The organism is Nitrosomonas sp. (assembly GCF_022842015.1).
Taxonomy (GTDB): domain Bacteria; phylum Pseudomonadota; class Gammaproteobacteria; order Burkholderiales; family Nitrosomonadaceae; genus Nitrosomonas.
Genome location: NZ_JALHQJ010000023.1, coordinates 16,051 through 40,907 on the forward strand (window position 1 = coordinate 16,051; position 24,857 = coordinate 40,907).

Consider the following 24,857-nt stretch of genomic DNA (forward strand, 5'->3'; position numbering starts at 1 on the left):
TAACAACTGAGCATCAAAATTATTTATAAAATGCTCACTGGAATTAAAATCCTCGGAGACTAAAAACTTATGAAACTACCTTTCAATTCATCTAAAGCGATGGGTTTTACTTTGATTGAGTTAATGATAACAGTGGCAATTCTAGGTATTATCGCAGCCGTTGCGCTCCCATCCTACCAAGACTATGTAAGACAAACTAACCGGACTGTTGCAAAATCAATATTGTATGAGAATGCTCAATTTATGGAACGATTTTATTCACAGAATAACCAGTATGATGCAACTGTAGGCGCGGATGGAATTATTAATACAGGTGATGATATAGCTGTAACACTACCTATCACCCAATCACCGAGAACAGGAGTGGCACAATATAATATTTCATTACAATTTGCGGATAACAATACTTTCATACTTCAGGCAATACCAATCGGTTCGATGGCGGGAGATGTCTGCGGCACACTTACTTTGAGAAATACAGGAGCTCAAGGCGCTGGTGGAAATGTAGCAGATTGTTGGAATCGTTAGCTTCTACATAACAATCCACTGCCTTCTACAGAGCAAGGTTTCATTAAAACATCGACTAGCCCTGCTGTATACCGCAGTTTATCTAGAGTAAGTTGTTCCAAATCAGCGCTTGGTATAAGAAAAAACCATTCAAATTATTCCCTGATTTCCTGTTCAATCTGGTCGGCCGTCACATGGCGCACATCTTTTCCTTTTACCATGTAAACAACGTACTCGGACATGTTCTTTGCATGATCTCCAATGCGTTCAATTGCTTTGGCAATAAATACTATCTCCAAACAAGTAGAGATTTTTCTTGGGTCTTCCATCATGAACGTAATTAACTGACGTAAGATAGAACGGAATTCTTCATCTACAAATTCGTCCTGTCTGACAATTTGTGCAGCTGCATTCAAATCAAGTCTGGCAAAAGAATCAAGCGCCTTATGCAACATATCCATTGCAATACTGGCGACATGTTTGATTTCATTAAAACGCGGAATGTGCATACGATCAGACGAATAGATCAACTTCGCCATCCGGGCAATTTTCGCTGCTTCATCACCAATGCGCTCAAGATCAGTAATAGTCTTAATCACCATCATGATCATACGTAAGTCACTTGCAGTCGGTTGTCGGCGCGCAATAATCTGATTACAGATTTCATCGATCGATACTTCCATGGCGTTGACACGATGATCGCGTGTGATGACTTGGTCGATAAGTTCTTCATTACCACTCGTCAATGCCTCAATTGCATATTCGATTTGCTCTTCAACGAAACCACCCATCTGTAAAACACGGGTACGGACTTCCTCAAGATCTGCATCAAACTGCTTAGAAATATGCTCTTTGTTTGCCATACCTCGCCTTTGGCTGGTAGCTAAGATTAGAGTTCTTAGCTATCAATTATTAAAAATTAAATAGAAATTATTCGCACACCGTTATCTGTTCCTAATAATAACGTATCCGCCGCACGCCGGGCAAAAAGACCATTAGTTACAACACCAGCAATTTGATTGAGCGCTGCTTCCAGCTCAACCGGGTTCATAATTTGCAATCCATGCACGTCCAGGATGATATTGCCATTATCCGTGATGAAATCGTGACGCAAAGCTGGATGCCCGCCTAAATGAACAATTTCACGAGCAACATAACTACGCGCCATCGGTATGACCTCTACAGGCAAAGGGAAGTTGCCAAGAATATTTACTAGCTTGCTCTGATCGGTAATACAAATAAATTTCTGTGCTACCGCGGCAACGATCTTTTCTCGCGTCAATGCGCCACCGCCGCCTTTAATCATATGCAAATTTTCAGTGATCTCATCCGCACCATCAACATAAACAGGGACATCAATAACATTGTTGAGATCATGCACTTCGATTCCATGTTTCCTAAGCCTTTGTGCCGACGCATCCGAGCTCGCAACCGCGCCGTCGATTTTATGCTTGATTTTAGCCAGTTCATCAATGAAATAATTTGCGGTGGATCCTGTGCCTATTCCAACAATACAATTAACCGGAATATATTGGATCGCAGCTACAGCTGCAGCGCGTTTTTGCTCGTCTTGTGTCATGATGTCTCTTACAAATAATAATATCGTATATCAGGATAGCGTTATCTGTTAATTTAGACAATGCCTCCATCACCAAGAGAATAAATTTTATACTCTTCTAGAGAAGGAAAGGAAATGTAATGATCGATTTAAGCTGGGAACGTATGTGACACTTTAGCGACTGATAAACAGTTTCTTTGAAGAATCCAGCGATAAGCCTCCGATTCTGCCGAAGTTAGTTTAACCTGTGCCAAAACAATTACAGTCTAATCTGAATCCTATGATCAATCATACTAAACTGCACAGTTGACCATAGGGGTTATTAAATAATTCGATTAACTACTTAACAATGGCGTTCAATTCGCCTTTAGTATAACGATTAGCCATATCTTCCAGCGAGATTGGCTTTATTTTTCCTGCTTGTCCAGCACAACCAAATGCTTCGAAGCGTGCTTTACAAATGTCCTTGGCGGCTGCCGTGGCTTCTTTCAGAAATTTGCGCGGATCGAAATTGCTTTTATCTTTTTCCAAGCTGCGGCGAATCGCGCCAGTCATTGCCAAACGGATGTCGGTATCGATATTGATCTTACGCACGCCATACTTGATGCCTTCCTGAATTTCTTCCACTGGTACGCCATAGGTTTCTTTGATGTCACCGCCGTATTGACGAATAATATCCAGCCAATCTTGCGGTACCGAGCTTGAGCCGTGCATCACCAAATGGGTATTAGGAATACGCGCATGGATTTCCTTAATACGTTGAATCGCCAGGATGTCGCCCGTAGGTTTACGGGTAAACTTGTAGGCACCATGCGAGGTTCCGATTGCAATAGCCAATGCATCCACGCTGGTTTTACGAACGAAATCAGCAGCTTCTTCCGGGTCGGTCAGCAATTGATCATGGGACAACACACCCTCTGCTCCATGTCCGTCTTCCGCTTCACCCATGCCGGATTCCAGTGAGCCCAGACAACCCAACTCACCCTCTACGGAAACACCCACTGAATGCGCAATATTAACAACATCCGCTGTAACATTGACATTATATTCATAAGTGGACGGTGTTTTAGCGTCGGCTTGCAAAGAACCATCCATCATTACACTCGAAAAGCCGCTACGGATTGCGTTGACACAAACCGATGGAGAAGCGCCATGATCTTGATGCATTACAATAGGAATATGAGGATAAGCTTCTACTGCGGCAGCGATTAAGTGGCGCAAGAACGCTTCACCGGCATATTTTCTTGCACCCGCAGAGCCTTGCATGATCACCGGGCTGTTACATTCATCCGCTGCTTGCATGATCGCTTGGATTTGCTCCAGATTATTGACATTAAACGCAGGCAAACCGTAGCTGTTTTCTGCCGCATGATCGAGTAATTGTCTTAATGATACAAGTGCCATTTAGATCTCCTTAATAAATTATCTGAATAAAATTCTGTAAGCATTAGTATAAGCGATTATTCTACACGAATGCGATTGATTCCTTTTTACTGCAGCTGTGCCCGTACATTTGTCTGCGTAGACATCGTGTCAGTAATTTTAGGTTGCATCAATTCCTTGTCTTATTTTCCACTCGCCGACCTTAATGATTTTCATGGTATTAGTACCTCCCGTCTTACCTACCGGCTCACCTATCGTCATCACCATGATATCACCGCTGCGCACAACACCGCGGTCGAGCAATTCCTGCTCGGCCAGATTGAGAATCTCTTCTGGATCGCTCAATCCTTCACCAAATTCCACCGGGTAAACACCTCTGAACAAGGTAACTCTTCTACGCGTTTCCTCGTTCGGGCTTAACGCAAAAATAGGCACCTTGGAACTCCTGCGCGACATCAGCAATGTGGTCACACCACTTTGCGTCAATGCTGCAATTGCGCGAATCTGCAGGCCACCAGCGGTATACATCGTAGCACGCGCAATTGCTTCTTCAATGGTTGCCGGAGTAATACTCTGCATCCGTCGATCAATACTCACCAGGTATTCCTTTTCCGCTTCCAGACAAACCCTGGCCATGGCTTCCACCGCTTCAACCGGATATTCACCAGCAGCAGATTCCGCCGACAGCATCACTGCATCAGTACCGTCAAGCACTGCATTGGCCACATCCGATACTTCAGCACGCGTTGGAATTGGATTGGTAATCATGGATTCCATCATTTGTGTTGCGGTCACAACGATTTTGTTATTTGCCCGCGCCGAACGTATCATTCTCTTCTGCAGCGCCGGAACAGCAGCATCACCAACTTCAACCGCCAGATCGCCACGCGCCACCATAATTGCATCCGAAGCTTCGAGTATATCATCCAGCGCAAGAATAGCTTCCGATCGTTCGATCTTAGCCATAATCATGCCCTTACCCCCCGCCTCTTGCAACAAGGTGCGTGCCTGTCGTATATCATCACCCGAACGGACAAACGATACCGCCAGATAATCTGCGCCAAACTCAGCAGCCGTTCTGATATCCTCTAAATCCTTGCTAGTCAGAGCGGGGGCACCCAATCCACCGCCTTTACGGTTAATGCCTTTGTTATTTGACAGTATTCCGCCTTGCTCGACCACACAAAATACCTGATGACCTTTCACCTGAGATACCCCCAGTACAATACGCCCATCATCCAGCATCAGTGTGGCTCCGGTTTCCAGATCGCTCGGCAGTTCTTTATAATCTAAACCAACTCGTTCCTGATTACCCAGTTCACATGCCGCATCGAGAATAAACTGATCACCTACTTCAAGCCTGATTTTGCCATGTTCAAACTTGCCGACACGGATCTTGGGGCCTTGCAAATCAGCTAGAACACCCACAGTAAAACCTGCCGCGCGGGCCAATGACCGCGTCATCTCCACCAATTCAATATGCTGCTCGCGCGTTCCATGTGAGAAATTGATCCGAACAACATCAACACCGCACCGAATCATACGTTCCAGTGTTTTCGGATTACCGCTGGAAGGACCCAGCGTAGCTACAATTTTTGTTCTTCGAATCATTATGTTCTTGGCGATTCGTTAGCACGCAATTCCAGAATTTCTACTGCAGGCAATTTTTTACCTTCTAAAAATTCTAGAAATGCACCACCTGCCGTTGAGATATAGGAAACTTTGTTATAAATATCATATTTTTGAATCGCTGCAATGGTATCACCACCACCTGCCAGCGTAAATGCTGCGGTTTCTGCAATTGCTCGCGCAACCTTTTCGGTTCCATCACCAAACTGATCAAATTCAAATACACCCACGGGACCGTTCCATACCACCGTGCCGGCTTTCATAATAATATCCACTAATTCCTGCGCACTTCTTGGACCGATGTCGAAAATCATTTCATCATCTGTCACGCTACTGGCGTCTTTCAATACGGCTGGTTCATTTGCATCAAATTTCTTACCAACCACAACATCGACCGCAATCGGGATTGATGCATTGCGTTTGGTCATTTTATCCATCAAAGTTTTAGCCGTTGGAACCAAATCATCTTCACACAATGATCTACCGACATTCTTGCCGGTTGCCTTAAGAAAGGTATTCGCAATCCCGCCGCCAACAACCAATTGATCTACTTTTTCGGACAGCGACTCAAGCACGGTCAGCTTGGTGGACACTTTCGAACCGCCCACAATAGCAACCATGGGACGAGCTGGACTCAACAGCGCTTTAGTTAAAGCCTCCAGCTCTTCAGTCAGCAAAATACCCGCGCAAGCTATCGGAGCATATTTCGCAATACCGTGCGTTGAAGCTTCTGCACGGTGTGCAGTGCCAAAGGCATCCATTACAAACACATCGCATAATTTTGCATACTTCTGTGCAGTTTCCTCAACATTTTTCTTTTCACCTTTGTTGATACGGCAATTTTCAAGCACCACCAGCTCTCCAGTAGCAACATCAAATCCGCCATCCATCCAGTCCTTGATTAGTCGAACCGGTTTTCCTAACCGGTTAGCAATATTATCAGCAATCGGTTTCAGAGAATTTTCTTCAGTCCAAATTCCTTCCTCAGGACGCCCCAAGTGAGAAGTAACCATCACCTTGGCACCTTCTTTGAGGCAATGATTAATCGTCGCCATAGAGGCGGCAATGCGAGCATCCGAGGTCACTTTACCATCCTTCACGGGCACATTCAGATCAGCACGTATGAATACACGCTTACCTTTAAGATCAAGGTCAACAAGTTTAATAACAGACACGATAAGCTCCAAAATTGTCTTTAAGAAAATAAAAGGATAGCAAACGCTATCCTTTATGTCTTAACGAATTAAATATTAATTCAGATAGCAATCAATATCTGAATTGTTCCAAACTACGTATCAATCAATACAAATTATTTGATAACAGTACGGACCATTTCCAATACTTTAGTGGAATAACCCCATTCATTGTCGTACCATGCCACTACTTTAACAAAACTTCTATCCAAGGCCATACCCGCTTCAGCATCAAAAATCGAAGTGCAGCTTTCACCGCGGAAATCGGTAGAAACCACTTTCTGATCGGTGTAACCCAATACACCTTTCATCGAGCCTTCAGAAGCTTCCTTCATTGCATTGCAAATCTCATCGTAGCTAGCTTCTTTTTCTAATTCAACCGTTAAATCAACCACTGAAACATCTGAAGTTGGAACACGAAAGGCCATACCCGTAAGTTTTTTGTTCAGTTCAGGAATAACCACGCCGACTGCTTTGGCAGCACCTGTTGAAGACGGAATAATATTTTCCAGAATGCCGCGACCACCGCGCCAATCCTTGTTGGATGGGCCATCCACAGTTTTCTGTGTCGCTGTTGCCGCATGCACTGTGGTCATTAATCCGCGCTTAATACCCCATTTGTCATTCAACACTTTGGCCATTGGTGCCAAGCAGTTGGTAGTACAGGAAGCATTGGAAATTATATTTTCACCTTTGTAGGATTTATCATTCACACCATACACAAACATGGGTGTATCATCCTTCGAGGGAGCAGACATGATGACCTTTTTAGCGCCTGCTACCAGATGTTTCTCGCAAGTTTCTTTAGTCAGGAACAACCCCGTAGATTCGATAACAACCTCAGCTCCCACCTCGTTCCATTTCAATTCAGCAGGATCTTTAACTGCGGTCAAACGAATTCTTTTGCCATTAACCACTAACGTGTTTCCATCAATCGACACATCGCCCTTGAAACGACCATGCACTGAATCGTGTTTCAACATATATGCCAAGTAATCCGGCTCTAACAAATCATTAATTGCGACGATCTCGATATCAGGAAAATTCTGTACTGCTGAGCGGAAAACCATACGCCCGATACGACCAAACCCGTTAATACCAACCTTAATTGTCATGCTAGCTCCTTGAATAAAAAACTTACTGCTTTCGGACAAACAAAATTCGTCATCCGAACACCCTATTCTTAAATCGAATTAGAGAATGTCTTTTACCGTTTTGACTACATTCTCGACGGTAAAGCCAAAATGTTTGAATAACACGTCTGCAGGCGCTGACTCACCAAAGGTATCAATGCCCACCACTGCGCCGTCCAGTCCAACATATTTACGCCAAAAATCTGTCACACCGGCTTCGATGGCAACTCGCTTGACACCCTTTGGCAAGACACTATCCTTGTAAGATGGTTCCTGGCGGTCAAAAACATTGGTACAGGGCATGGAAACAACGCGTGCATGAATACCCTCATCCGCCAATACTTTCTGTGCATTCACAGCCAGACCGACTTCTGAGCCGGTAGCAATGAGAATAACCTGCGGTTTACTGTTACTTGCTTCGGCTAATATATAGCCACCTTTTTCGATCAGTTTGATGATTGCTGCATCTCGTTTCTGGAACGGTAGATTCTGGCGGCTGAAAATCAATGTTGAAGGACCATCTTTACGTTCAATAGCACGCACCCATGAAACGGTTGATTCAACGGTATCACAGGGCCGCCATACATCCATATTTGGGATATAACGCAATGTAGCCGTTTGTTCTACTGGTTGGTGCGTTGGACCGTCCTCACCCAGACCGATTGAATCATGTGTAAAGACAAAAATGTTGCGGATCTTCATCAAAGCGGCCATGCGCAGTGCATTACGAGCATACTCTGAAAACATCAAGAAAGTTGCGCCGTAAGGAATCAAGCCGCCGTGCAACGACAATCCGTTCATCATGGCGCTCATACCAAATTCACGCACACCGTAATAAACATAATTACCGCCAACACTATTACCGACACCTTTGGAACCTGACCATAGCGTCAGGTTGGAACCGGCCAAATCGGCAGATCCTCCAATTAATTCCGGCAGAATAGGTGCCAAGCCTTCTATTGCGTTTTGTGAAGCCTTGCGACTCGCAATGGATTCTGCCTTCGCATTGACTTGATTAATAACATTCTCAACATGACTGTTCCAATTTGCGGGCAATTCCCCTGCCATGCGACGATTAAATTCCGCCGCCTCTGCAGGATGCTTCTCTGCATACTCGGCAAATTTCTGATTCCATTCCGTTTCGAGCTTCTGGCCTTTCGCTCTTGCGTCCCAAACGCTATAAACATCTTGCGGAATTTCAAAAGGCGGATGATGCCAACCAATATGTGGACGAGTAGCAGCAATTTCCGCATCACCTAATGCGGCGCCATGTACTGAATGGGTATTGGCCATATTCGGCGAACCCAATCCGATGACCGTTTTGCAACAAATCATCGATGGCTTATTGTTTACTTGCTTCGCGGCTTCAATCGCCGCTTCAATCGCCACTGGGTCATGACCATTGACATTAGGCACCACATGCCAGCCATAAGATTCGAAACGCTTCGGCGTATCATCAGTAAACCAGCCTTCCACATGACCGTCTATGGAAATACCGTTATCATCATAAAAACAGATTAGCTTGCCCAAACCCAAAGTGCCGGCTAATGAACAAGCTTCATGCGAAATGCCTTCCATCAAACAGCCGTCACCCAGGAAAACATAAGTATGATGATCTACAATATTGTAGCCAGGGCGATTAAATTCGGCCGCCAATACTTTCTCTGCCAAAGCCATGCCTACTGCATTTGTGATACCCTGACCCAACGGTCCTGTAGTAGTCTCCACGCCGGGAGTGTAGCCGTATTCCGGATGCCCAGGTGTTTTTGAATGGAATTGACGGAATTTTTTAAGTTCTTCCATCGGCAAATCATAACCAGTTAAGTGTAACAAAGCATAAATCAACATGGACCCATGCCCGTTAGATAGAACAAACCGATCACGATCAACCCAACCCGGATTGCCAGGATTATGACGCAAGTGGTGAATCCACAGCACCTCAGCAATTTCAGCCATACCCATCGGCATACCGGGGTGACCGGAATTGGCTTTTTGCACGGCATCCATCGCCAATGCGCGCACCGCACTGGTCAAATCTTTAAATACCGTCGCATCAAAATCCTTGAAAGTCCCCATCGATACTAGCTCCCTAATTTTTCAGAAAAATAAAGTAAATAAAAGTGCACATTATCCCCTAAGATAAGGGATACGACAACTAGAGACCTTCATTCTGCGTCCAAAACCAATTTGCAAAAAAAGAATTCCACCTACTGTCAGAATCAATTTTCCTGCAACCTAACCTTCAATAGTTGATATTTCAACGTAACAGCACAGAAGAAAAACCACTAAAAACCCCATTTCTAACAAAAATACAGTGCAACCTGTGAATTTATTTGGCAGAATTGGGCTATTCGAAAATAACCTTTCATTTACCGGGGAATTAAAAATGAAATATAAGAGCCTTCAGGAATTCAGCGCGTATGTGACTGAGCGCAATCCTAATCAACCAGAATATATGCAGGCGGTTACGGAAGTTGTTGAGAGCTTGTGGCCCTTCATAACGGAACACCCACGGTATGCAGAACATGGTTTGCTGGATCGCTTGGTCGAACCGGAACGTGTGATAATATTTCGCGTATCCTGGGTCGACGATCATGGTGAAGTTAAGGTCAATCGAGGTTACCGGGTTCAGCACAGCTCTTCCATTGGCCCTTACAAAGGCGGTGTCCGGTTTCATCCTTCGGTGAATCTGTCAATTCTGAAGTTTCTGGCGTTTGAACAAACCTTCAAAAATGCATTGACGACGCTACCGATGGGTGGTGGCAAGGGTGGCTCCGATTTCGACCCGAAAGGTAAAAGCCCAGGTGAAGTTATGCGCTTTTGCCAAGCTTTTATCAGCGAGCTATTTCGCCATATTGGTTCGGATACCGATGTCCCCGCCGGTGATATTGGTGTTGGTGGACGCGAAGTCGGGTTCATGGCGGGGATGATGAAAAAACTATCCAATCGAGCTGACTGTGTATTTACTGGTAAAGGATTGAGTTTTGGCGGATCAATGATTCGTCCGGAGGCAACGGGTTATGGCACGGTGTATTTTGCTCAAGAAGTATTGCGGCAGGCAGGACGTTACATGGAAGGGATGCGTGTCTCGGTTTCCGGCTCGGGTAATGTGGCCCAGTTTGCCGTAGAGAAAGCCATGGCACAAGGCGCCAAGGTGGTTACTGTATCTGACTCCAGCGGCACGATCGTAGATGAAAATGGCTTTACCTTGGAAAAACTGGCGATATTGGCCGAAGTAAAGAATCATCTGTATGCACGACTGGATGAATATGCAAAACGTGTCGCCGATGTCACTTTTCTGCCAGGAGAGAACCCTTGGCATGTGCCGGTACAAGTGGCATTGCCATGCGCAACGCAAAATGAAATCACAGGAACTGATGCGCAAACACTGGTTAACAACGGCGTTATCTGTGTTGCCGAGGGCGCAAACATGCCGTCGACTGCTGAAGCGGTCGAATGTTTTATCCATAACAAAGTACTCTATGCGCCGGGTAAAGCAAGTAATGCCGGCGGTGTCGCCACTTCGGGCCTAGAAATGAGCCAGAATGCAATGCGTTTGTCTTGGACTCATGAAGAGGTCGATGCACGCCTACAAGCGATTATGCAGGCCATTCACAAATCATGCCTGAAATATGGCACCAAACCCGATGGCAGCGTTAATTACGTGGATGGCGCCAATATCGCCGGTTTTGTCAAAGTGGCTGATGCTATGCTGGGTCAAGGCGTTGTTTAATCATCATTACCCGACTGGCTGCGGATTTTTTTCCGGGACTTGAAGTATGATGCTGGGTTTTCACAACAAGGATGTGGAAACCCAAACTAGCTATAAAATATTTGCTCCATTTCTTGATTGTAAGTACCCTCCATTGATTGTGTTCCTGCGCGGGAAATAGCTATGAGAAATTATCTTTTAGGGCTAATATTTTTAGTCTTTTCTGGAACGCTATCTGCAAGCAAGGACCTTGATTTTATCGCCGCGCGCGAGGCCTTTCTGGCCGGCAATGCTAAACGCTTAGATGAATATGCCGCAAGGTTGCAGCACCACGTACTTGGACCCTATGTGGAGTATTTTAAATTGCGCATGCGGTTGCAAACCACCGATACTGCCAACATTCGATACTTTCTCACACGCTATGACGGCGATTTGGTTGCGGATCGATTACGCGGCGATTGGCTCAAGATCTTGGGCAAAAATCAGCAATGGCTACTTTTTGAAACTGAATATCCGCTGTCAGTGAATAGAGATACTGAGCTCTTGTGCTATTACTATCAGAACCGCCTGAATGCGAAAGATAATTCAGTGCTGTCGGAAGTACGGTCATTGTGGTTTACGCCGACCAGTCAGCCCGAAAGCTGCACACAAGTTTTTCGAACGTTAATCTACAGCGGACAGATTACGCTGGAAGATATCTGGACCCGAATTCGGCTCGCTCTGGAAGAGGGTCAAACTGGCGTGGCTACGCACATTAATCGTTATTTGCCTAACAGCGAATCGTTAAACAGCGCTGACTTGAATAATGCAGCCAAGAATCCGTTGCGTTATCTGGATACTTTAAAAAACAAAATTAAATCGCGCAGTGACCGCGAAATTGCCTTGTTTGCGCTATTGCGTCTGCTGCGCAATGATACCAATCAAGCCTATGTGCAGTGGTTAAAGATCAAAAACCAGCTTACTCCATTTGATCGTTCCTTCTTCCTTGGAAGGCTCGGATACCGCGCAGCAATGCGGCATGATCCACGTGCTTTGGATTGGTTCCGGAAAGCTCAGAATGCACCACAAATCTACCCACCTTCGGATATCGTGCTTGCCTGGCAAGTACGCGCAGCTTTGCGGGTCACTCACTGGGATGAGGTGCTGAAGACTATCGAAAAAATGTCACTCACCGAGCAGCAGATTGATACTTGGCGCTACTGGAAAGCGCGCGCGTTAATCGCCAAGGGCCGAATGCTGGATGCAAATAATATTTTAATACCGCTCAGCGATGAACACAGTTTTTATGGCCAATTGGCACGGGAGGAGCTGGGCACCACACTCAGCATCGCAGGCAAAACTTATCGCGCAAACGCTAACGAGGTATCCGCAATGGAACGTAGATCCGGCATACAGCGAACACTGGCTTTTGCGCGCATGAATTTACGCACTGAGGCATTTCGTGAATGGAGTTGGACCGTTCGGCAATTTTCCGATATGGAATTACTGGCTGCATCGGAAGTAGCGCGCCGTCAAGGTATGTATGACCGCGCGATCAATACTGCGAATAGAACGGTAACGCAACATGATTTTAGTTTGCGTTTTTTATCTCCACATCGGGAAGCACTGAAAAATGTATTGCGACGGCATGAGCTGGATGAAGCTTGGGTGTATGGTCTAATCCGACAGGAAAGCCGCTTTATCGCAGATATTAAATCCCATGCGGGGGCAACAGGCTTGATGCAATTGATGCCAGCCACGGCCGAATGGGTTGCCAAGCAATTGGGAATTCCAAATTTCCGACAGAATCTCGTAGTGGATGTGAATACTAACTTACAATTAGGCACTTATTATCTTAAGCACGTGCTGAGCACGTTGGATAATCAACCGCTGTTGGCTTCAGCTGCCTACAATGCCGGGCCGGGTCGCGCTAGACGCTGGCGCGACGACACTAGAATGTTGGAAGGCGCCATCTATGCAGAAACAATTCCTTTTAATGAAACTCGGGATTACGTTAAGAAGGTTTTGAAGAACTCGATGTATTACGCCAAAGTGCTCGATCATGGGGATAATTCACCAACACTCAAGGAGCGCCTAGGAGTTGTGAGGGCGAAATAATCATTGAAAACGTATCTCGTAGGCGGCTCGGTACGCGATGAACTGCTCGGATTACCGGTCAAGGATCATGATTATGTGGTAGTAGGTGCTGCACCGGAGGAAATGGAGCGATTAGGCTATCGTCCAGTGGGCAAGGACTTTCCGGTTTTCTTGCATCCGCAGACAAATGAGCAATACGCACTAGCCCGGACTGAACGAAAAATTTCACTCGGATATAAAGGATTCGAAGTATTTACTTCCCCCCAGGTTACCTTACAGGAAGATCTGGCACGTCGGGACCTCACCATCAACTCGATTGCCAAAGACGCAGACGGCAATATCATCGACCCTTTTAATGGTGTCACTGATCTGGAAGCTGGTATTTTACGCCATATCAGTCCGGCATTTGCGGAAGATCCGGTACGTATTCTCAGAGCTGCCCGCTTTGCAGCGCGCTTCGGTTTCCGCATTGCGCCGGAAACAATGACACTAATGAATGATATGGTACACAACGGCGAAGTCGATGCACTGGTACCGGAGCGTGTCTGGCAAGAGCTCGCGCGCGGATTGATGGAGAGGACCCCCTCCAGAATGTTTTATATACTGAAGGAATGCGGTGCCTTAGCACGGATTATTCCCGAAGTGAACGTGTTGTTCGGCGTTCCGCAACCCGAGCATGTACATCCTGAAATCGATACCGGTGTGCATCTTATGATGGTAATTGATTATGCCGCCGCTCAAAACTATTCGTTACCGGTACGCTTTGCCGCGCTGACCCATGATTTGGGCAAAGGCACTACATCGCCCGAAGAATGGCCGCGCCATATAGGCCATGAAGCACGCAGCATCGAATTGACAAAGAATTTGTGTGAACGCATCAGAGTTCCTAAAGAGTCACGTGACCTCGCGTTGCTGGTTGCCCGTTATCACGGCGATGTACACCGGGCAGAAGAACTTAAACCATCCACCATGGCAAATATGCTGCAAGTGGTCGATGCTTACCGTAAACCAAGGCGATTTGAGGAATTTTTGCAAGCTTGTGCATGCGATTTTCATGGCCGCCCGGGCTATGCAATCAGGCCCTATGTGCAGGCAGATCGATTTCGAAAAGCATTTCTTGCGGCAAAAAAAGTGGATGCCGGTGCAATTGCCGCCGAACTCAGGCAGAATTTACCTGAATCAACTGCATTGCCTAGCGCTATTAACACCAAAGTACGTACAGCGCGTATTGCCAGAATAAAAGCTGAACTGATTTAGCTAAAGTACATAAGTTTTAGTTGCGGCGCTTCATTTACTGTTGTCGTGTATCATCACATGCAGCTTCGTCAACTTGCCAATACGGTCTATCAAGTGTAGTCGGCTCAGCGCCAACTCCTGCAGCGTATAATTTTTACGTGAACTACTGCAAGGTTGCGACATGGCATGTATCTGAATCTGAAGAATTTTCGAAAAATAACCAATAACTGCGATTATCACGAAATTAACTCCAGCAAAAATATCACCGTACTTATCCTCATTCTTTTACTTTAGCTATTTCAGTGACTTCACACTGAATTCGTTTAGGATCGTGCATTGTATCGCTCCAAGCAAGTGAGCGGTAGTTAAAGCCATTTTCGATTGCTGGCTTGATAATATCAAAGTAAGGCGATATATCGAAATCCCTTGGAGTAAACAAACTGTGATGACGGATATGGTAAATATCTGCATAACAATCAGCGCGCGCGGGATCATCTGACCAAGTGCGCTGAATCTCCGGCAGAATTGGATAACGCACCGATTCGAAGGCTTGTGCTATTAGAGTGGAACAAATTGCCCGTGTCGGATCGTTACTTCCTAATGCCAGCATGCGCCTGCGGAATCGTGTAGGAACCGGGATCGTTGGGAGTAGATAGCGCAAGAGATCAAAAATATGCTTAAGGTCATAATGATGTCCGATGCGTGCAACTGCATAATCGACAACGCGTTTGCGATCATCATTACTCAAACCGACAGGACGGCAGATGCGGGTATGCATTTGCGCATAATGCGCCAGTGTAATAGCGCGCACACCCTCTTTCAGATCGGCCTCGATCAGTACTCGGGGGAGTTCCCAGGGAGCGCCATGCGGAAGTACATTGCCGATGTAAAGTGCTGCATGTGACCAAGTGGATTGCGTCAGATATTTGATAGCGACACTGACGCGTGTATTTCCCTCCACCAATAGCACATCGCCGGGCTGCAAGGTAGCAGCAAGATTTTCCTGACTGATTGTTGCAACCTGAATGCTTTGTCGTACCTGCTTGGTTAAAAAACGGGCCAATCCACGCCCCATGATTTCAGTCACTTGCCCCATGAATTTTTCCTATGATGGCGTAATTATCGCTATATAAATGTTCTGTAATTAAACCTCTCTCCATTATATGTATCTACAATACGTTTTGTGATTAAAAAATTCGCTTAAAATTATGAATGAGCATGCTTCTTATTTGCTGGGATTAGTAATCTCCGGTGCGGTTGTTACTATGTGTGTAATATTGCATTATGAAACATTGCGTTTTTTAAGTCGTACGATTGGTGTGCACGTGCATAAACGCGTCGGAGTGCTGATCGTCATGCTGGGTTTGTTGGTGGCGCACGTACTCGAAATTGTGATTTTTGCTTTAGGCTATATGCTGATGCATCATAGCCCCGATATGGGGCACATTACCGGCATGAATGAAGGCAATTTATTTGATTTTATTTATTATTCATCGGTTGTATACACAACCGTCGGATTCGGTGACTTATTACCCGTTGGTGCCATCCGCATGCTGAGTGCTGCTGAGGGTTTAGCAGGCCTTGCCATGATAACCTGGTCAGCTTCTTTCACTTTCTTAGCGATGCAGCGACTATGGCCGCATCTGTTATCTCAATCAAAAAAGGATTCAAAAGATTAGATCTTGATCTGGCGTCTTTTTTCAATACAACACAAATAAAAAATTAAACTTGCTCGACAGATGTTATCGTTTAGCGCGTACATTACGTACTATAAGGTATAGAAAATCCAACAATTTCTGCTCGGAATGATTCACTAAAGGCAAAAAATTCCTTTTAATTATGATCTTGTGCGCTTATTCCGAATCGACTATATACGATAGTAATTAACTACGTAACTTGTCTAGAAAAAGTGTTGGACTAAGAATGATATTATTTCGCTATAAAATGAACAGTTGGAGAAATCATGCCTCACTCAGAACCTGAATCCGGTTTGAATTTTAATTTCATCATGCCAATCGCATTATTGGCGGTATTACTAGTTGTACCTTTCTCAATCAATGCATTGTTGCACATGCTATCGGCTCAGAGGGGAGTTAATCCGGTGATTATGAAATTACCGGTCGATAGCGCGGCAATTACGATTCCGCCAACAGTCAAACAATATGAAGGCTTTGAAGTAATTCTCAATTTGGAAACGAAGCATCTTGCCAGATTTTTGAACGAAATTGTTGCCACAGCTTCCGAGGGTACTTCGATACAGGGAATTAGCGGTGCGGTGTCCTCCAACATGAAGGCAGAAATTGCCGGAGCAACGTTCGAAATTGATCGGCAGGGACCGCAAGATCCGATTTCAGACTATGGTGGCGCAGCAAAATGGCGCTGGTGGGTGACGCCGGATTCTTCGGGTGAGCACGTATTAAAATTCCAGTTGCACTTATTGGCACAAAATAGTGTACAAACTAAAAACACAATACTTGGCCTTGCCGAGGCAAACTTTTCTGTTCGGGCAAATCCAATCGAATGGGTTAAACGGAACACGATTTGGGTAGTTTTACTGCTATCAATTTCGATAGCGATTATGTATGGATTGCGACGACGTTACTCGCAATGATTGCAATTTTTTATTTGCGATCAATATAACTAAAAATCGGTTAAAGATTCTTATCTAACCACTTGAAAAAAATCAAATGAACCTTATATCAGCATCGAAAGTGTATTTTCTGTAACTGTTAAACCGCCGCTTCAATTGGTTAGGGATGTGGGATTGAACGAGGCGTTGACATTGAACTTGCATGATGTGTTTTTAATTTATAAGGAGAAATTATCATGGCTATTACACGTTATGAACCTTGGGGCTTATTGAGTCAACTACAAAGAGAGTTGGAACGTGGTGTCGCTGAGGGTTCGACCGCAACCGCGGAATGGGCACCCGCTGTGGATATTAAGGAAGGAGCTGATAAATTTGTCATTCATGCGGATATTCCAGGGGTAAAACCGGAGGAAATTGACATCAGCATGGAAGATGGCGTACTTACTATTAAGGGAGAAAAGAAATCTGAAAGCAAAACAGAGAAAGAAGGTTATAAACGTGTTGAACGTACTTATGGTTCCTTCTACAGGCGTTTCAGTTTACCAGACACCGCGAATGCCGATGCAATCTCCGCATCGTCAAAACACGGCGTACTAGAAGTAGTTATCCCGAAACGGGAAGCAATACTGCCGAAAAAAATCAATGTATCGGCAGTTGAGTAATTCAATTTATTTTGATGGTTGTTGTAAAAATGGAGCTTATGGGCTCCATTTTTATTAATACATTTTTGCCAAGCTGATTAAAGCATGACAAAATCGCCTCCCTGTTGCTTATCAAAAAGCAGAATCTAATTATTCCCGTAAAAAATAAACCTTACTGATGCCGCTCATTACACTGGAAAACGCCTGTTTGGCTTTTGGCCACCATGCTTTACTCGATCATGCAAATTTGCAACTAGATCCAGGAGAGCGTGTAGGATTAATTGGCAGAAACGGCGGAGGTAAATCAAGTTTGCTGCGTGCCTTGGCAGGAGAAATCAAGGTGGATGACGGAAAACTTTGGCGCGCACCTAATTTAAAGCTGGCTCACGTTTCACAAGAACCGCTCTTGAATCCTGCCAATACGGTGTATTTGGAAGTTTCAACTGGCTTAGGCAATATTAGCCAAATATTGTTAGATTATCATGCTGTCTCGCATGCGTTGAGTGAAACAACAGATGATACTGAAGCGTTGCTAATTCGACTGCAGGATTTACAAAGTACTTTGGAAGTGGAAGACGGCTGGAGTCTGCAAGCAAAAATAGAAACAGTAATCGATAAGTTGAATCTGCCTGCGGATACCTTGATTGAACATCTTTCCGGTGGCTTAAAAAAGCGCGTGGCGTTGGCGCGCGCACTGGTAATATCGCCGGATGTGCTGTTGCTGGATGAGCCCACCAATCATCTGGATTTTTCTTCGATTGAATGGCTGGAAGGATTATTGCAAGATTTCTCCGGCAGTGTTTTGTTTATTACGCATGACCGCCGTTTTCTGGATAATGTGGCAACCAGAATTATCGAACTGGACCGTGGAAATCTGGAAAATTTTTCTGGAAGATTCAAGGATTATCAGCGTAAGAAAGTAGAATTGCTCGAGGTTGAAGCGGTGCATCAGCAAAAATTCGATAAAATACTGGCACAAGAAGAAGTTTGGATACGAAAAGGCATCGAAGCACGACGCACGCGCAATGAGGGCAGAGTACGAAGATTGGAAGCGTTACGTCTAGAACGCACAGCAAGAAGGGAAAAATCCGGCAAAGCCAACATCAATGTCGATGTCGGCGAGCGTTCGGGAAAATTAGTGGCTGAGCTGGAGCATGTCAATAAAAGTTATGGCGAAAAAATAATTATCAAAGATTTCTCTTGTCGCATCATGCGAGGGGACCGGGTGGGGCTATTGGGTCCTAATGGCGCTGGAAAATCAACCTTATTAAAATTAATCTTAGGTGAATTAGCACCGGATTCCGGAGAGATTCAACAAGGAACCAAGCTGGCAGTTGCTTATTTCGACCAAATGCGTGAGCAACTCGATGAAGAAATGGTTCTAACCGACACTATCAGTCAAGGTTCGGACTTTATCGAGATTAATGGTAAACGCAAACACGTCATCAGTTACCTAGAAGATTTTCTGTTTCCTCCGGAGCGTGCCCGCTCACCGGTCAAATCACTGTCGGGTGGAGAGCGTAACCGACTGTTACTAGCACGATTATTTACTCGCCCAGCCAATGTACTGGTATTGGATGAACCCACCAATGATCTGGATATCGAAACGCTAGAGTTACTGGAAGCATTGCTGCAGGACTATACTGGCACGTTGTTTCTGGTCAGTCACGATCGCGAATTTCTAGATAATGTAGTTACACAAGTAATTGCTTTTGAAGGAAATGGAAAATTATGTGAGTATATTGGCGGTTATGAAGAGTGGATACGTGTAAAACGTTTTGAAGATAATATCAGTCAGCAAAAAACATTATCCAACCTGCCAGATACTTCACCAACCAAAATTTCCAAATCATCCAAATCTGTTCTAACAAAAAAAATTAGTTATCAGGAAGCTAAGGAACTTGAAGCGTTACCTGGTAAAATAGATGTATTGGAACATGAGCAGGCCAATATTATTTGGCGCCTGAATGAGCCAACAATCTATCGCGATTATCCCGACGAAGTAAAGGCATTACAAAAACGCCTTTCAATGATTGAAAAGGAACTGACAGATTGCTTAACAAGATGGGAAAAATTGGAATCAATATCCGCCAAAGACTTGAGTACCTGAGACCAGCATTTCCCTATAAACAACATGGACATACTCACACTTTTCATTGACCAAACCGGGCGTATCGTTTAAAGTTCAAGTTTTGAGAGAAGGAGGATTAGATGAAACAAAAATTAATTATGAATTTATTACTTGCCATGGGTCTGCTCTTGGCATTTACAGGCGCATCTCAAGCGGAAGGAGAAGGAGATGCAGTTGCGGCAAAAGACAAACTTTCAATGTGTGAAGGTTGCCACGGAATTCCAGGATACAGAACAGCTTTTCCTAGTGCTTATAATGTTCCCAAACTGGGCGGACAGCATGAAGAATACCTCGTTAAAGCGTTGGAAGCGTACAAAAATGGCACGCGCAACCATCCGACCATGAATGGCTTGGCTAAAACGCTATCGCAACAAGATTTCAAAGATTTTGCTGCTTATTATTCTAAAAATTAATTAAGTCATTTACGCAAGGAACGAATTATGAAGAATTATGTAATTGCTGCAGTAAGTGCAGTGGCCTTGATGCTATCAAGTCAAATAGTGGCTGCTGATATTGAAGCAGGTAAAAGCAAAGCGGCTGAAGTGTGTGCATCATGTCATGGTGTCGATGGAAACAGTCCTGCACCAAATTTCCCTAAGATTGGCGGACAGTACAGGACCTATTTAGCAAAGGCATTGAATGATTACAAATCCGGTGCACGAAATGATCCTATCATGACTGCGATGGCAGCCAACTTGAGTGCAGCAGATATTGACAACCTGGCTTTTTACTATTCAAGCCTACCGGGCACTTTGAATTCGAACAAATAAAGAAAGTAGATTTAATAATTCTATTTGTAGCTGAAATTTAAAGGCGGGATAAATATCACAATCTATTTGGTTTTATCTCGCTTTTAATTAAATTATCGAATTTAATCGCTTGTCCAGACAATCAAAATAGATGGTTGCATCCGGCGCAGATTGATAGCGCTGCGCTTGCCAAATCATTTCTGCTAGGCATTCCATTACCTGATGGGCAGCATCGTGATGGCTTCCCGTTTTTTCCTGTAATCGAGCAAATCGTTCACAAATGCCAATTGGCTGATTGATTGATAGCTGTTCTTTAATCGCCACATGCATACTCATATGCAAGAATGGATTCGTATCACCCATTTCAGGCAAAAAGTCCTTATCTAAATATTGATCGACGTTATCAAGTAAGGCCTGGTACTCCTGATGTTGCAGTATTACCTCCAACGCAATTGCTTCAATCCCGGATAACACCTCCTGCTGGCGGTATTTACGCCAAGTATCAAAAAATAACTGGCGCGCTTGTTCTCGAGATGGTTTAAACATAGACATAGGACTGCTGAGGTTAAATATTTTTATTCTTAAATTCACACAGATGATTAATTTTACATGCTGAACATTCTGGTTTTCTCGCCTTACAAACATATCTGCCATGAAGAATCAGCCAATGATGCGCATCCTGAAGAAATACTTTAGGTACCACCTTGAGCAATTTCAACTCCACTTCCAGAACATTCCTTCCAGGAGCCAGGCCTGTGCGATTGGCAATTCGAAAAATATGAGTATCGACAGCAATTGTTGGTTCGCCGAAAGCTGTATTCAGAATCACATTGGCAGTTTTTCGTCCGACACCGGGTAATTGCTCGAGCAATTCTCGCGTACGGGGCACTTCACTATGATGCTGTTGCATCAACAATTGACAAGTGGCCAGGATATTCTTTGCTTTGGTTTTATATAATCCAATCCTTTGGATAAATCCTGTTAAGCCAGCCTCTCCTAAAGCAAGAACTTTTTCTGGCGTGTTGGCTTGCAAGAATAAGTTTCGTGTCGCCAAATTAACGCTTTTGTCTGTAGCCTGTGCAGAAAGAATGACTGCAATAAGCAATTCAAAAGGTGAATGGTATTCTAGCTCAGTGGTCGGATGGGGATTGGCTGATTTCAGGCATGCAAAAATTTCGTGACGCTTGATTGAGTTCATTCGGCTTTTCTGAAAGTCGATTCGTTTGTTGCCTGAACGCGTATTGCAGCTGCACGCTTAAGTGCAGCTGCAATAATAGTCTTTTTGCGCACTTCAGCGCTTACCTGGTTATCTTTCGGCGGTTGAGTAATTTTTTCAGTACGCACCTTGTTATCAACTTGTTTGATATGTGCAAGTCGTTGCTGGCGAAATTGGTAACGTGAACGCGCTCTTTCTGCAGCTTGTTTTTTAGCAACATCTGCAGGCGAGCTAGCCGAATCTGTTATTTCTTTATCAACTGGAATCATGCGAATGCAATCCATCGGGCAAGGTGCAACACACAAATCGCAACCTGTGCATTCGTCTGCGATCACCGTATGCATTTGTTTTGCAGCACCAACAATCGCATCAACGGGGCAAGACTGGATACAGAAGGTGCAACCGATACACAAATGTTCATCAATCCAAGCAACAACTTGATTGGGTCTTGGGAAGCCATATGTCGTATCGAGCGGCTTAGCCGAAACACCCAATAACCTGGAAATTCTATGGATGCCTTGTTGCCCTCCAGGTGGACATTGATTGATATCTGCACGACCTTCTGCGATAGCTTCTGCATAGGGTCTACACCCAACAAAACCACATTTCCTGCATTGGGTCTGAGGCAGAATCTCATCTATCTGGTCTACAAGCAGTTTATCCATATTCCCTATGATTAACTTTTAAATCGACACAAACCGTTTTGGCAATTTCTCCGACCAAATCAGGACCACGGTAAATTAAACCGGTATATAGCTGAATCAGGCTAGCACCAGAGCTTAATTTATCTTGCGCATCACTTGCTGACATGATGCCGCCGACACCGATGATTGGAATAGCATCTCGCAAGAAATGATGCAGTTGCCGAATTACTACCGTAGCACGCTGAGTCAATGGAGCCCCACTGAGCCCCCCGTTCACCTGTGCGAGTGCCAGATGCTCAATACCGGTTCGAGAGATAGTAGTGTTGGTTGCAATTACGCCATCTACGCAATGTTTCAGCAACAACGTTGCAATCGACTCGACTTGCTCTTGATCAAGATCGGGGGCTATTTTTACCACCATCGGCACATATTTTCCATGAATTTGTGCTAATTTAGCTTGTTCGGACTTTAATTCGCCTAACAACTGATCAAGGGCATCAGCAGCTTGTAATTGCCGTAAATCTTTGGTATTCGGTGATGAAATATTGACTGTCACGTAACTAGCGTGACAATAAACTTTCTGTAATCCGATCAAATAATCATTGATCGCTTTTTTTAGCGGCGTGTCAAAATTCTTGCCGATATTAATACCTAAGATGCCTTGATAATTCGAGCGTTTAATATTCTCTACTAACTGTTCGACACCCTGATTATTAAAACCCAGACGATTAATGATCGCGTTTGCTTCAGGCACGCGAAAAATACGAGGCGTTGGGTTGCCCGGCTGAGGTCTTGGTGTTACGGTGCCAATTTCAATGAAGCCAAATCCCAATGTCGCGAGAGCATCCAGATACTCACCGTTCTTATCTAAGCCAGCAGCCAATCCTACAGGATTAGGAAACGTCAATCCCATCACGTTTCGTGGCTGACAAGAAATAGAAACATTCTTTAGCAAGCCTAATTTACTGATCTGTTGAATTACGCCAAATGTTATTCTGTGAGCAAATTCAGGATCTAATTTAAACAACAGAGGACGAAGCAAGGTATAGAACATAAATAATTTTATCCTGAAGCGATGGCCAATTTGAATGTATCTTAAAAAATATTGTTGCCATCCAGCAGTTGCCAGCGACCATTAATCAAAACTTCGAGTGATTGAAAATTGGCCTTATACCGCATCTTCTGATTTTCTTTAATCCAATAGCCAAGGTAAAGATAGTCTAGCCCCAGCTCCCGACATTGTTCAATCTGCCATACGATATTGTAGGTGCCAAAACTTGCATGAGCAATATCCGCGTCATAGAATGTGTATACCGATGAAATACCATCGGGCAGAATGTCAATAATGCTTATCATGCGCAACTGCCCTGCTTCATGGAATTCTACCAATCTAGAATTCACATAACTTTGTAACAAAAAATTATGATATTGCTCCCGGCAATCATTATCCATGCCACCACCCAAGTGCCGTTTGGATTGGTAGCGCTGATAAAGAGCATAGTGCGCCGCTTGATAATGCAACGGATGCTGCATGGCAACTAAGTTCTGATGCCGTTTCCAAGCGCGGCGTTGGGTACGTTTGGACGTAAAAGTTTTGACATTGATACGCACCGACTGGCAAGCCTGACAATGTTCACAACAGGGGCGATAGACGTAATGTCCACTGCGGCGAAAACCCGCCTGAATCAACTTTCCGTAAGCTTTTGTATCAATCAGATGTTCTGGCGTTGCGATTTCAGAGCATGCCAATCTATCAGCCAAATAGCTGCAGGAATAGGGATTGGTGGTGTGAAATTTAAGCACGGGCAGCTCTACTCAATCAAGATGCGTTCAAAGTTCCATTTACTGCCGGGCTCGAATCCGGCAGTAATTAGACTATCCAGCTTTTGACTGAATTCCACTCTGGAAATTTCTTGCGCACCCAAGGATGCCAAATGCTGGGTTCTAACCTGGCAATCTATCACACCAAATTGCCAGAATTGTAATTGCTTTACCAGATGCACCAAGGCAATTTTTGATGCATCCTGAACCCGCGAAAACATTGACTCTCCAAAAAAAACCTTACCCAAAGCCACTCCATACAGCCCCCCCACAAGCTCACCATCGATCCAGATTTCCACACAATGCGCCAACCCCATTTCATGAAGCGCAGTATAAGCAGCAATCATTTGCGGGTGTATCCAGGTGCCTGTCTGACCTTTGCGCGGCGCCGAGCAAGCTAGCATAACCTGGGTAAAGTTGCAGTCCACACAAATCTCATAGTTAGTCTTCCTAATAGCTTTACGAAGTGAACGAGAGATTCTTAACTCATGGGGAAATAGCACCATGCGCGGATCCGGGCTCCACCAAAGAATCGGCTGGCCTTCATTAAACCAAGGAAAGATACCCCTGCTATAAGCCTCGAGCAAGCGCTGCGAAGTAAGATCCCCGCCAATGGCCAGCAACCCATTGGGCTCGCT

General features: G+C 44.7%; 25 protein-coding genes. 10 read left to right on the forward strand and 15 right to left on the reverse strand.

Translation table 11 applies throughout. From position 1 onward, the window contains the following. The first annotated feature begins 69 nt into the window (after nt 1-69). A complete protein-coding gene (locus Q0C11_RS05935) occupies nt 70-528 on the forward strand; it encodes a type IV pilin protein (RefSeq protein ID WP_293006599.1) in 459 nt (152 codons plus the stop codon). 134 nt (nt 529-662) lie between these two features. Here the strand turns inward: Q0C11_RS05935 and phoU are convergent, their stop codons facing one another. The 7 genes from phoU to tkt all read right to left on the reverse strand — a co-directional run bounded on the left by phoU (nt 663) and on the right by tkt (nt 9,479). Continuing rightward, nucleotides 663-1,370: a phosphate signaling complex protein PhoU gene (phoU, locus tag Q0C11_RS05940; protein ID WP_013646214.1), complete on the reverse strand. Its 708-nt coding sequence runs from the start codon at nt 1,368-1,370 to the stop codon at nt 663-665. A gap of 56 nt (nt 1,371-1,426) precedes the next feature. Then, nucleotides 1,427-2,086, reverse strand: a complete 660-nt coding sequence (gene rpiA / locus Q0C11_RS05945) for a ribose-5-phosphate isomerase RpiA (protein ID WP_293006601.1) — start codon at nt 2,084-2,086, stop codon at nt 1,427-1,429. 318 nt (nt 2,087-2,404) lie between these two features. Beyond that, nucleotides 2,405-3,469 (reverse strand): class II fructose-bisphosphate aldolase, encoded by a 1,065-nt coding sequence (gene fba / locus Q0C11_RS05950; protein WP_293006603.1) that lies wholly within the window; start codon nt 3,467-3,469, stop codon nt 2,405-2,407. A 138-nt stretch (nt 3,470-3,607) separates the two neighbouring features. Continuing rightward, nucleotides 3,608-5,059 carry a pyruvate kinase gene (pyk, locus tag Q0C11_RS05955; protein ID WP_293006604.1) on the reverse strand — a complete coding sequence of 484 codons (1,452 nt, stop codon included), beginning with the start codon at nt 5,057-5,059 and terminating at the stop codon, nt 3,608-3,610. Further along, nucleotides 5,059-6,252, reverse strand: coding sequence for a phosphoglycerate kinase (locus Q0C11_RS05960; RefSeq protein ID WP_293006606.1), 1,194 nt, complete (start codon nt 6,250-6,252; stop codon nt 5,059-5,061). The genes pyk and Q0C11_RS05960 overlap by 1 nt, the downstream gene beginning before the upstream one ends. A 134-nt stretch (nt 6,253-6,386) precedes the next feature. Beyond that, nucleotides 6,387-7,385, reverse strand: coding sequence for a type I glyceraldehyde-3-phosphate dehydrogenase (gene gap / locus Q0C11_RS05965; protein ID WP_293006607.1), 999 nt, complete (start codon nt 7,383-7,385; stop codon nt 6,387-6,389). A 78-nt stretch (nt 7,386-7,463) separates the two neighbouring features. Then, entirely contained in the window at nt 7,464-9,479 is a 2,016-nt protein-coding gene (gene tkt, locus Q0C11_RS05970) for a transketolase (RefSeq protein WP_293006608.1), read from the reverse strand. 310 nt (nt 9,480-9,789) lie between these two features. Here tkt and gdhA point away from each other — a divergent pair, with 310 nt between their 5' ends. The 3 genes from gdhA to Q0C11_RS05985 all read left to right on the forward strand — a co-directional run bounded on the left by gdhA (nt 9,790) and on the right by Q0C11_RS05985 (nt 14,448). Then, nucleotides 9,790-11,136, forward strand: coding sequence for an NADP-specific glutamate dehydrogenase (gene gdhA / locus Q0C11_RS05975; protein ID WP_293006609.1), 1,347 nt, complete (start codon nt 9,790-9,792; stop codon nt 11,134-11,136). Nucleotides 11,137-11,298: 162 nt separating this feature from the next. Continuing rightward, nucleotides 11,299-13,212 (forward strand): lytic transglycosylase domain-containing protein, encoded by a 1,914-nt coding sequence (locus Q0C11_RS05980; protein WP_293006610.1) that lies wholly within the window; start codon nt 11,299-11,301, stop codon nt 13,210-13,212. A 3-nt stretch (nt 13,213-13,215) separates the two neighbouring features. Then, complete coding sequence (locus tag Q0C11_RS05985; protein WP_293006612.1) at nt 13,216-14,448, forward strand: multifunctional CCA addition/repair protein; 1,233 nt, start codon at nt 13,216-13,218, stop codon at nt 14,446-14,448. A gap of 30 nt (nt 14,449-14,478) precedes the next feature. Here Q0C11_RS05985 and Q0C11_RS05990 read toward each other — a convergent pair whose 3' ends face one another. Both Q0C11_RS05990 and Q0C11_RS05995 read right to left on the reverse strand, forming a co-directional pair. Then, nucleotides 14,479-14,667, reverse strand: a complete 189-nt coding sequence (locus tag Q0C11_RS05990; RefSeq protein ID WP_293006613.1) for a hypothetical protein — start codon at nt 14,665-14,667, stop codon at nt 14,479-14,481. 37 nt (nt 14,668-14,704) lie between these two features. Next, nucleotides 14,705-15,523 carry a YiiX/YebB-like N1pC/P60 family cysteine hydrolase gene (locus tag Q0C11_RS05995; RefSeq protein ID WP_293006615.1) on the reverse strand — a complete coding sequence of 273 codons (819 nt, stop codon included), beginning with the start codon at nt 15,521-15,523 and terminating at the stop codon, nt 14,705-14,707. 112 nt (nt 15,524-15,635) lie between these two features. Between Q0C11_RS05995 and Q0C11_RS06000 the strand changes: the two genes are divergently transcribed. The 6 genes from Q0C11_RS06000 (at nt 15,636) to Q0C11_RS06025 (ending at nt 20,559) form a co-directional block, all read left to right on the forward strand. After that, a complete protein-coding gene (locus Q0C11_RS06000; protein ID WP_293006616.1) occupies nt 15,636-16,106 on the forward strand; it encodes a potassium channel family protein in 471 nt (156 codons plus the stop codon). Between the two features lie 284 nt (nt 16,107-16,390). Further along, the gene (locus Q0C11_RS06005) at nt 16,391-17,038 is read left to right on the forward strand and encodes a hypothetical protein (protein WP_293006618.1); all 648 of its coding nucleotides are present in this window, start codon (nt 16,391-16,393) and stop codon (nt 17,036-17,038) included. Nucleotides 17,039-17,253: 215 nt separating this feature from the next. After that, nucleotides 17,254-17,679 (forward strand): Hsp20/alpha crystallin family protein, encoded by a 426-nt coding sequence (locus Q0C11_RS06010; RefSeq protein WP_293006620.1) that lies wholly within the window; start codon nt 17,254-17,256, stop codon nt 17,677-17,679. A 157-nt stretch (nt 17,680-17,836) separates the two neighbouring features. Beyond that, a complete protein-coding gene (locus tag Q0C11_RS06015; protein ID WP_293006621.1) occupies nt 17,837-19,768 on the forward strand; it encodes an ATP-binding cassette domain-containing protein in 1,932 nt (643 codons plus the stop codon). 101 nt (nt 19,769-19,869) lie between these two features. Next, nucleotides 19,870-20,202 carry a cytochrome c gene (locus Q0C11_RS06020; RefSeq protein ID WP_293006623.1) on the forward strand — a complete coding sequence of 111 codons (333 nt, stop codon included), beginning with the start codon at nt 19,870-19,872 and terminating at the stop codon, nt 20,200-20,202. 27 nt (nt 20,203-20,229) lie between these two features. Further along, complete coding sequence (locus tag Q0C11_RS06025) at nt 20,230-20,559, forward strand: cytochrome c (RefSeq protein ID WP_293006625.1); 330 nt, start codon at nt 20,230-20,232, stop codon at nt 20,557-20,559. A gap of 87 nt (nt 20,560-20,646) precedes the next feature. Here the strand turns inward: Q0C11_RS06025 and Q0C11_RS06030 are convergent, their stop codons facing one another. The 6 genes from Q0C11_RS06030 to aat form a co-directional block, all read right to left on the reverse strand. After that, nucleotides 20,647-21,084, reverse strand: a complete 438-nt coding sequence (locus tag Q0C11_RS06030) for a DUF1841 family protein (RefSeq protein WP_293006627.1) — start codon at nt 21,082-21,084, stop codon at nt 20,647-20,649. 19 nt (nt 21,085-21,103) lie between these two features. Then, nucleotides 21,104-21,736 carry an endonuclease III gene (gene nth / locus Q0C11_RS06035; protein ID WP_293006629.1) on the reverse strand — a complete coding sequence of 211 codons (633 nt, stop codon included), beginning with the start codon at nt 21,734-21,736 and terminating at the stop codon, nt 21,104-21,106. Continuing rightward, complete coding sequence (gene rsxB / locus Q0C11_RS06040; protein WP_293006631.1) at nt 21,733-22,419, reverse strand: electron transport complex subunit RsxB; 687 nt, start codon at nt 22,417-22,419, stop codon at nt 21,733-21,735. Before rsxB ends, nth begins: the two co-directional genes overlap by 4 nt. Then, complete coding sequence (locus Q0C11_RS06045; RefSeq protein ID WP_293006633.1) at nt 22,412-23,452, reverse strand: quinone-dependent dihydroorotate dehydrogenase; 1,041 nt, start codon at nt 23,450-23,452, stop codon at nt 22,412-22,414. Before Q0C11_RS06045 ends, rsxB begins: the two co-directional genes overlap by 8 nt. Before the next feature lie 41 nt (nt 23,453-23,493). Continuing rightward, the gene (locus Q0C11_RS06050; protein WP_293006635.1) at nt 23,494-24,201 is read right to left on the reverse strand and encodes an arginyltransferase; all 708 of its coding nucleotides are present in this window, start codon (nt 24,199-24,201) and stop codon (nt 23,494-23,496) included. Between the two features lie 8 nt (nt 24,202-24,209). Then, on the reverse strand, nt 24,210-24,857 hold a 648-nt coding region (aat, locus tag Q0C11_RS06055), incomplete at its 5' end, for a leucyl/phenylalanyl-tRNA--protein transferase (protein ID WP_293006637.1).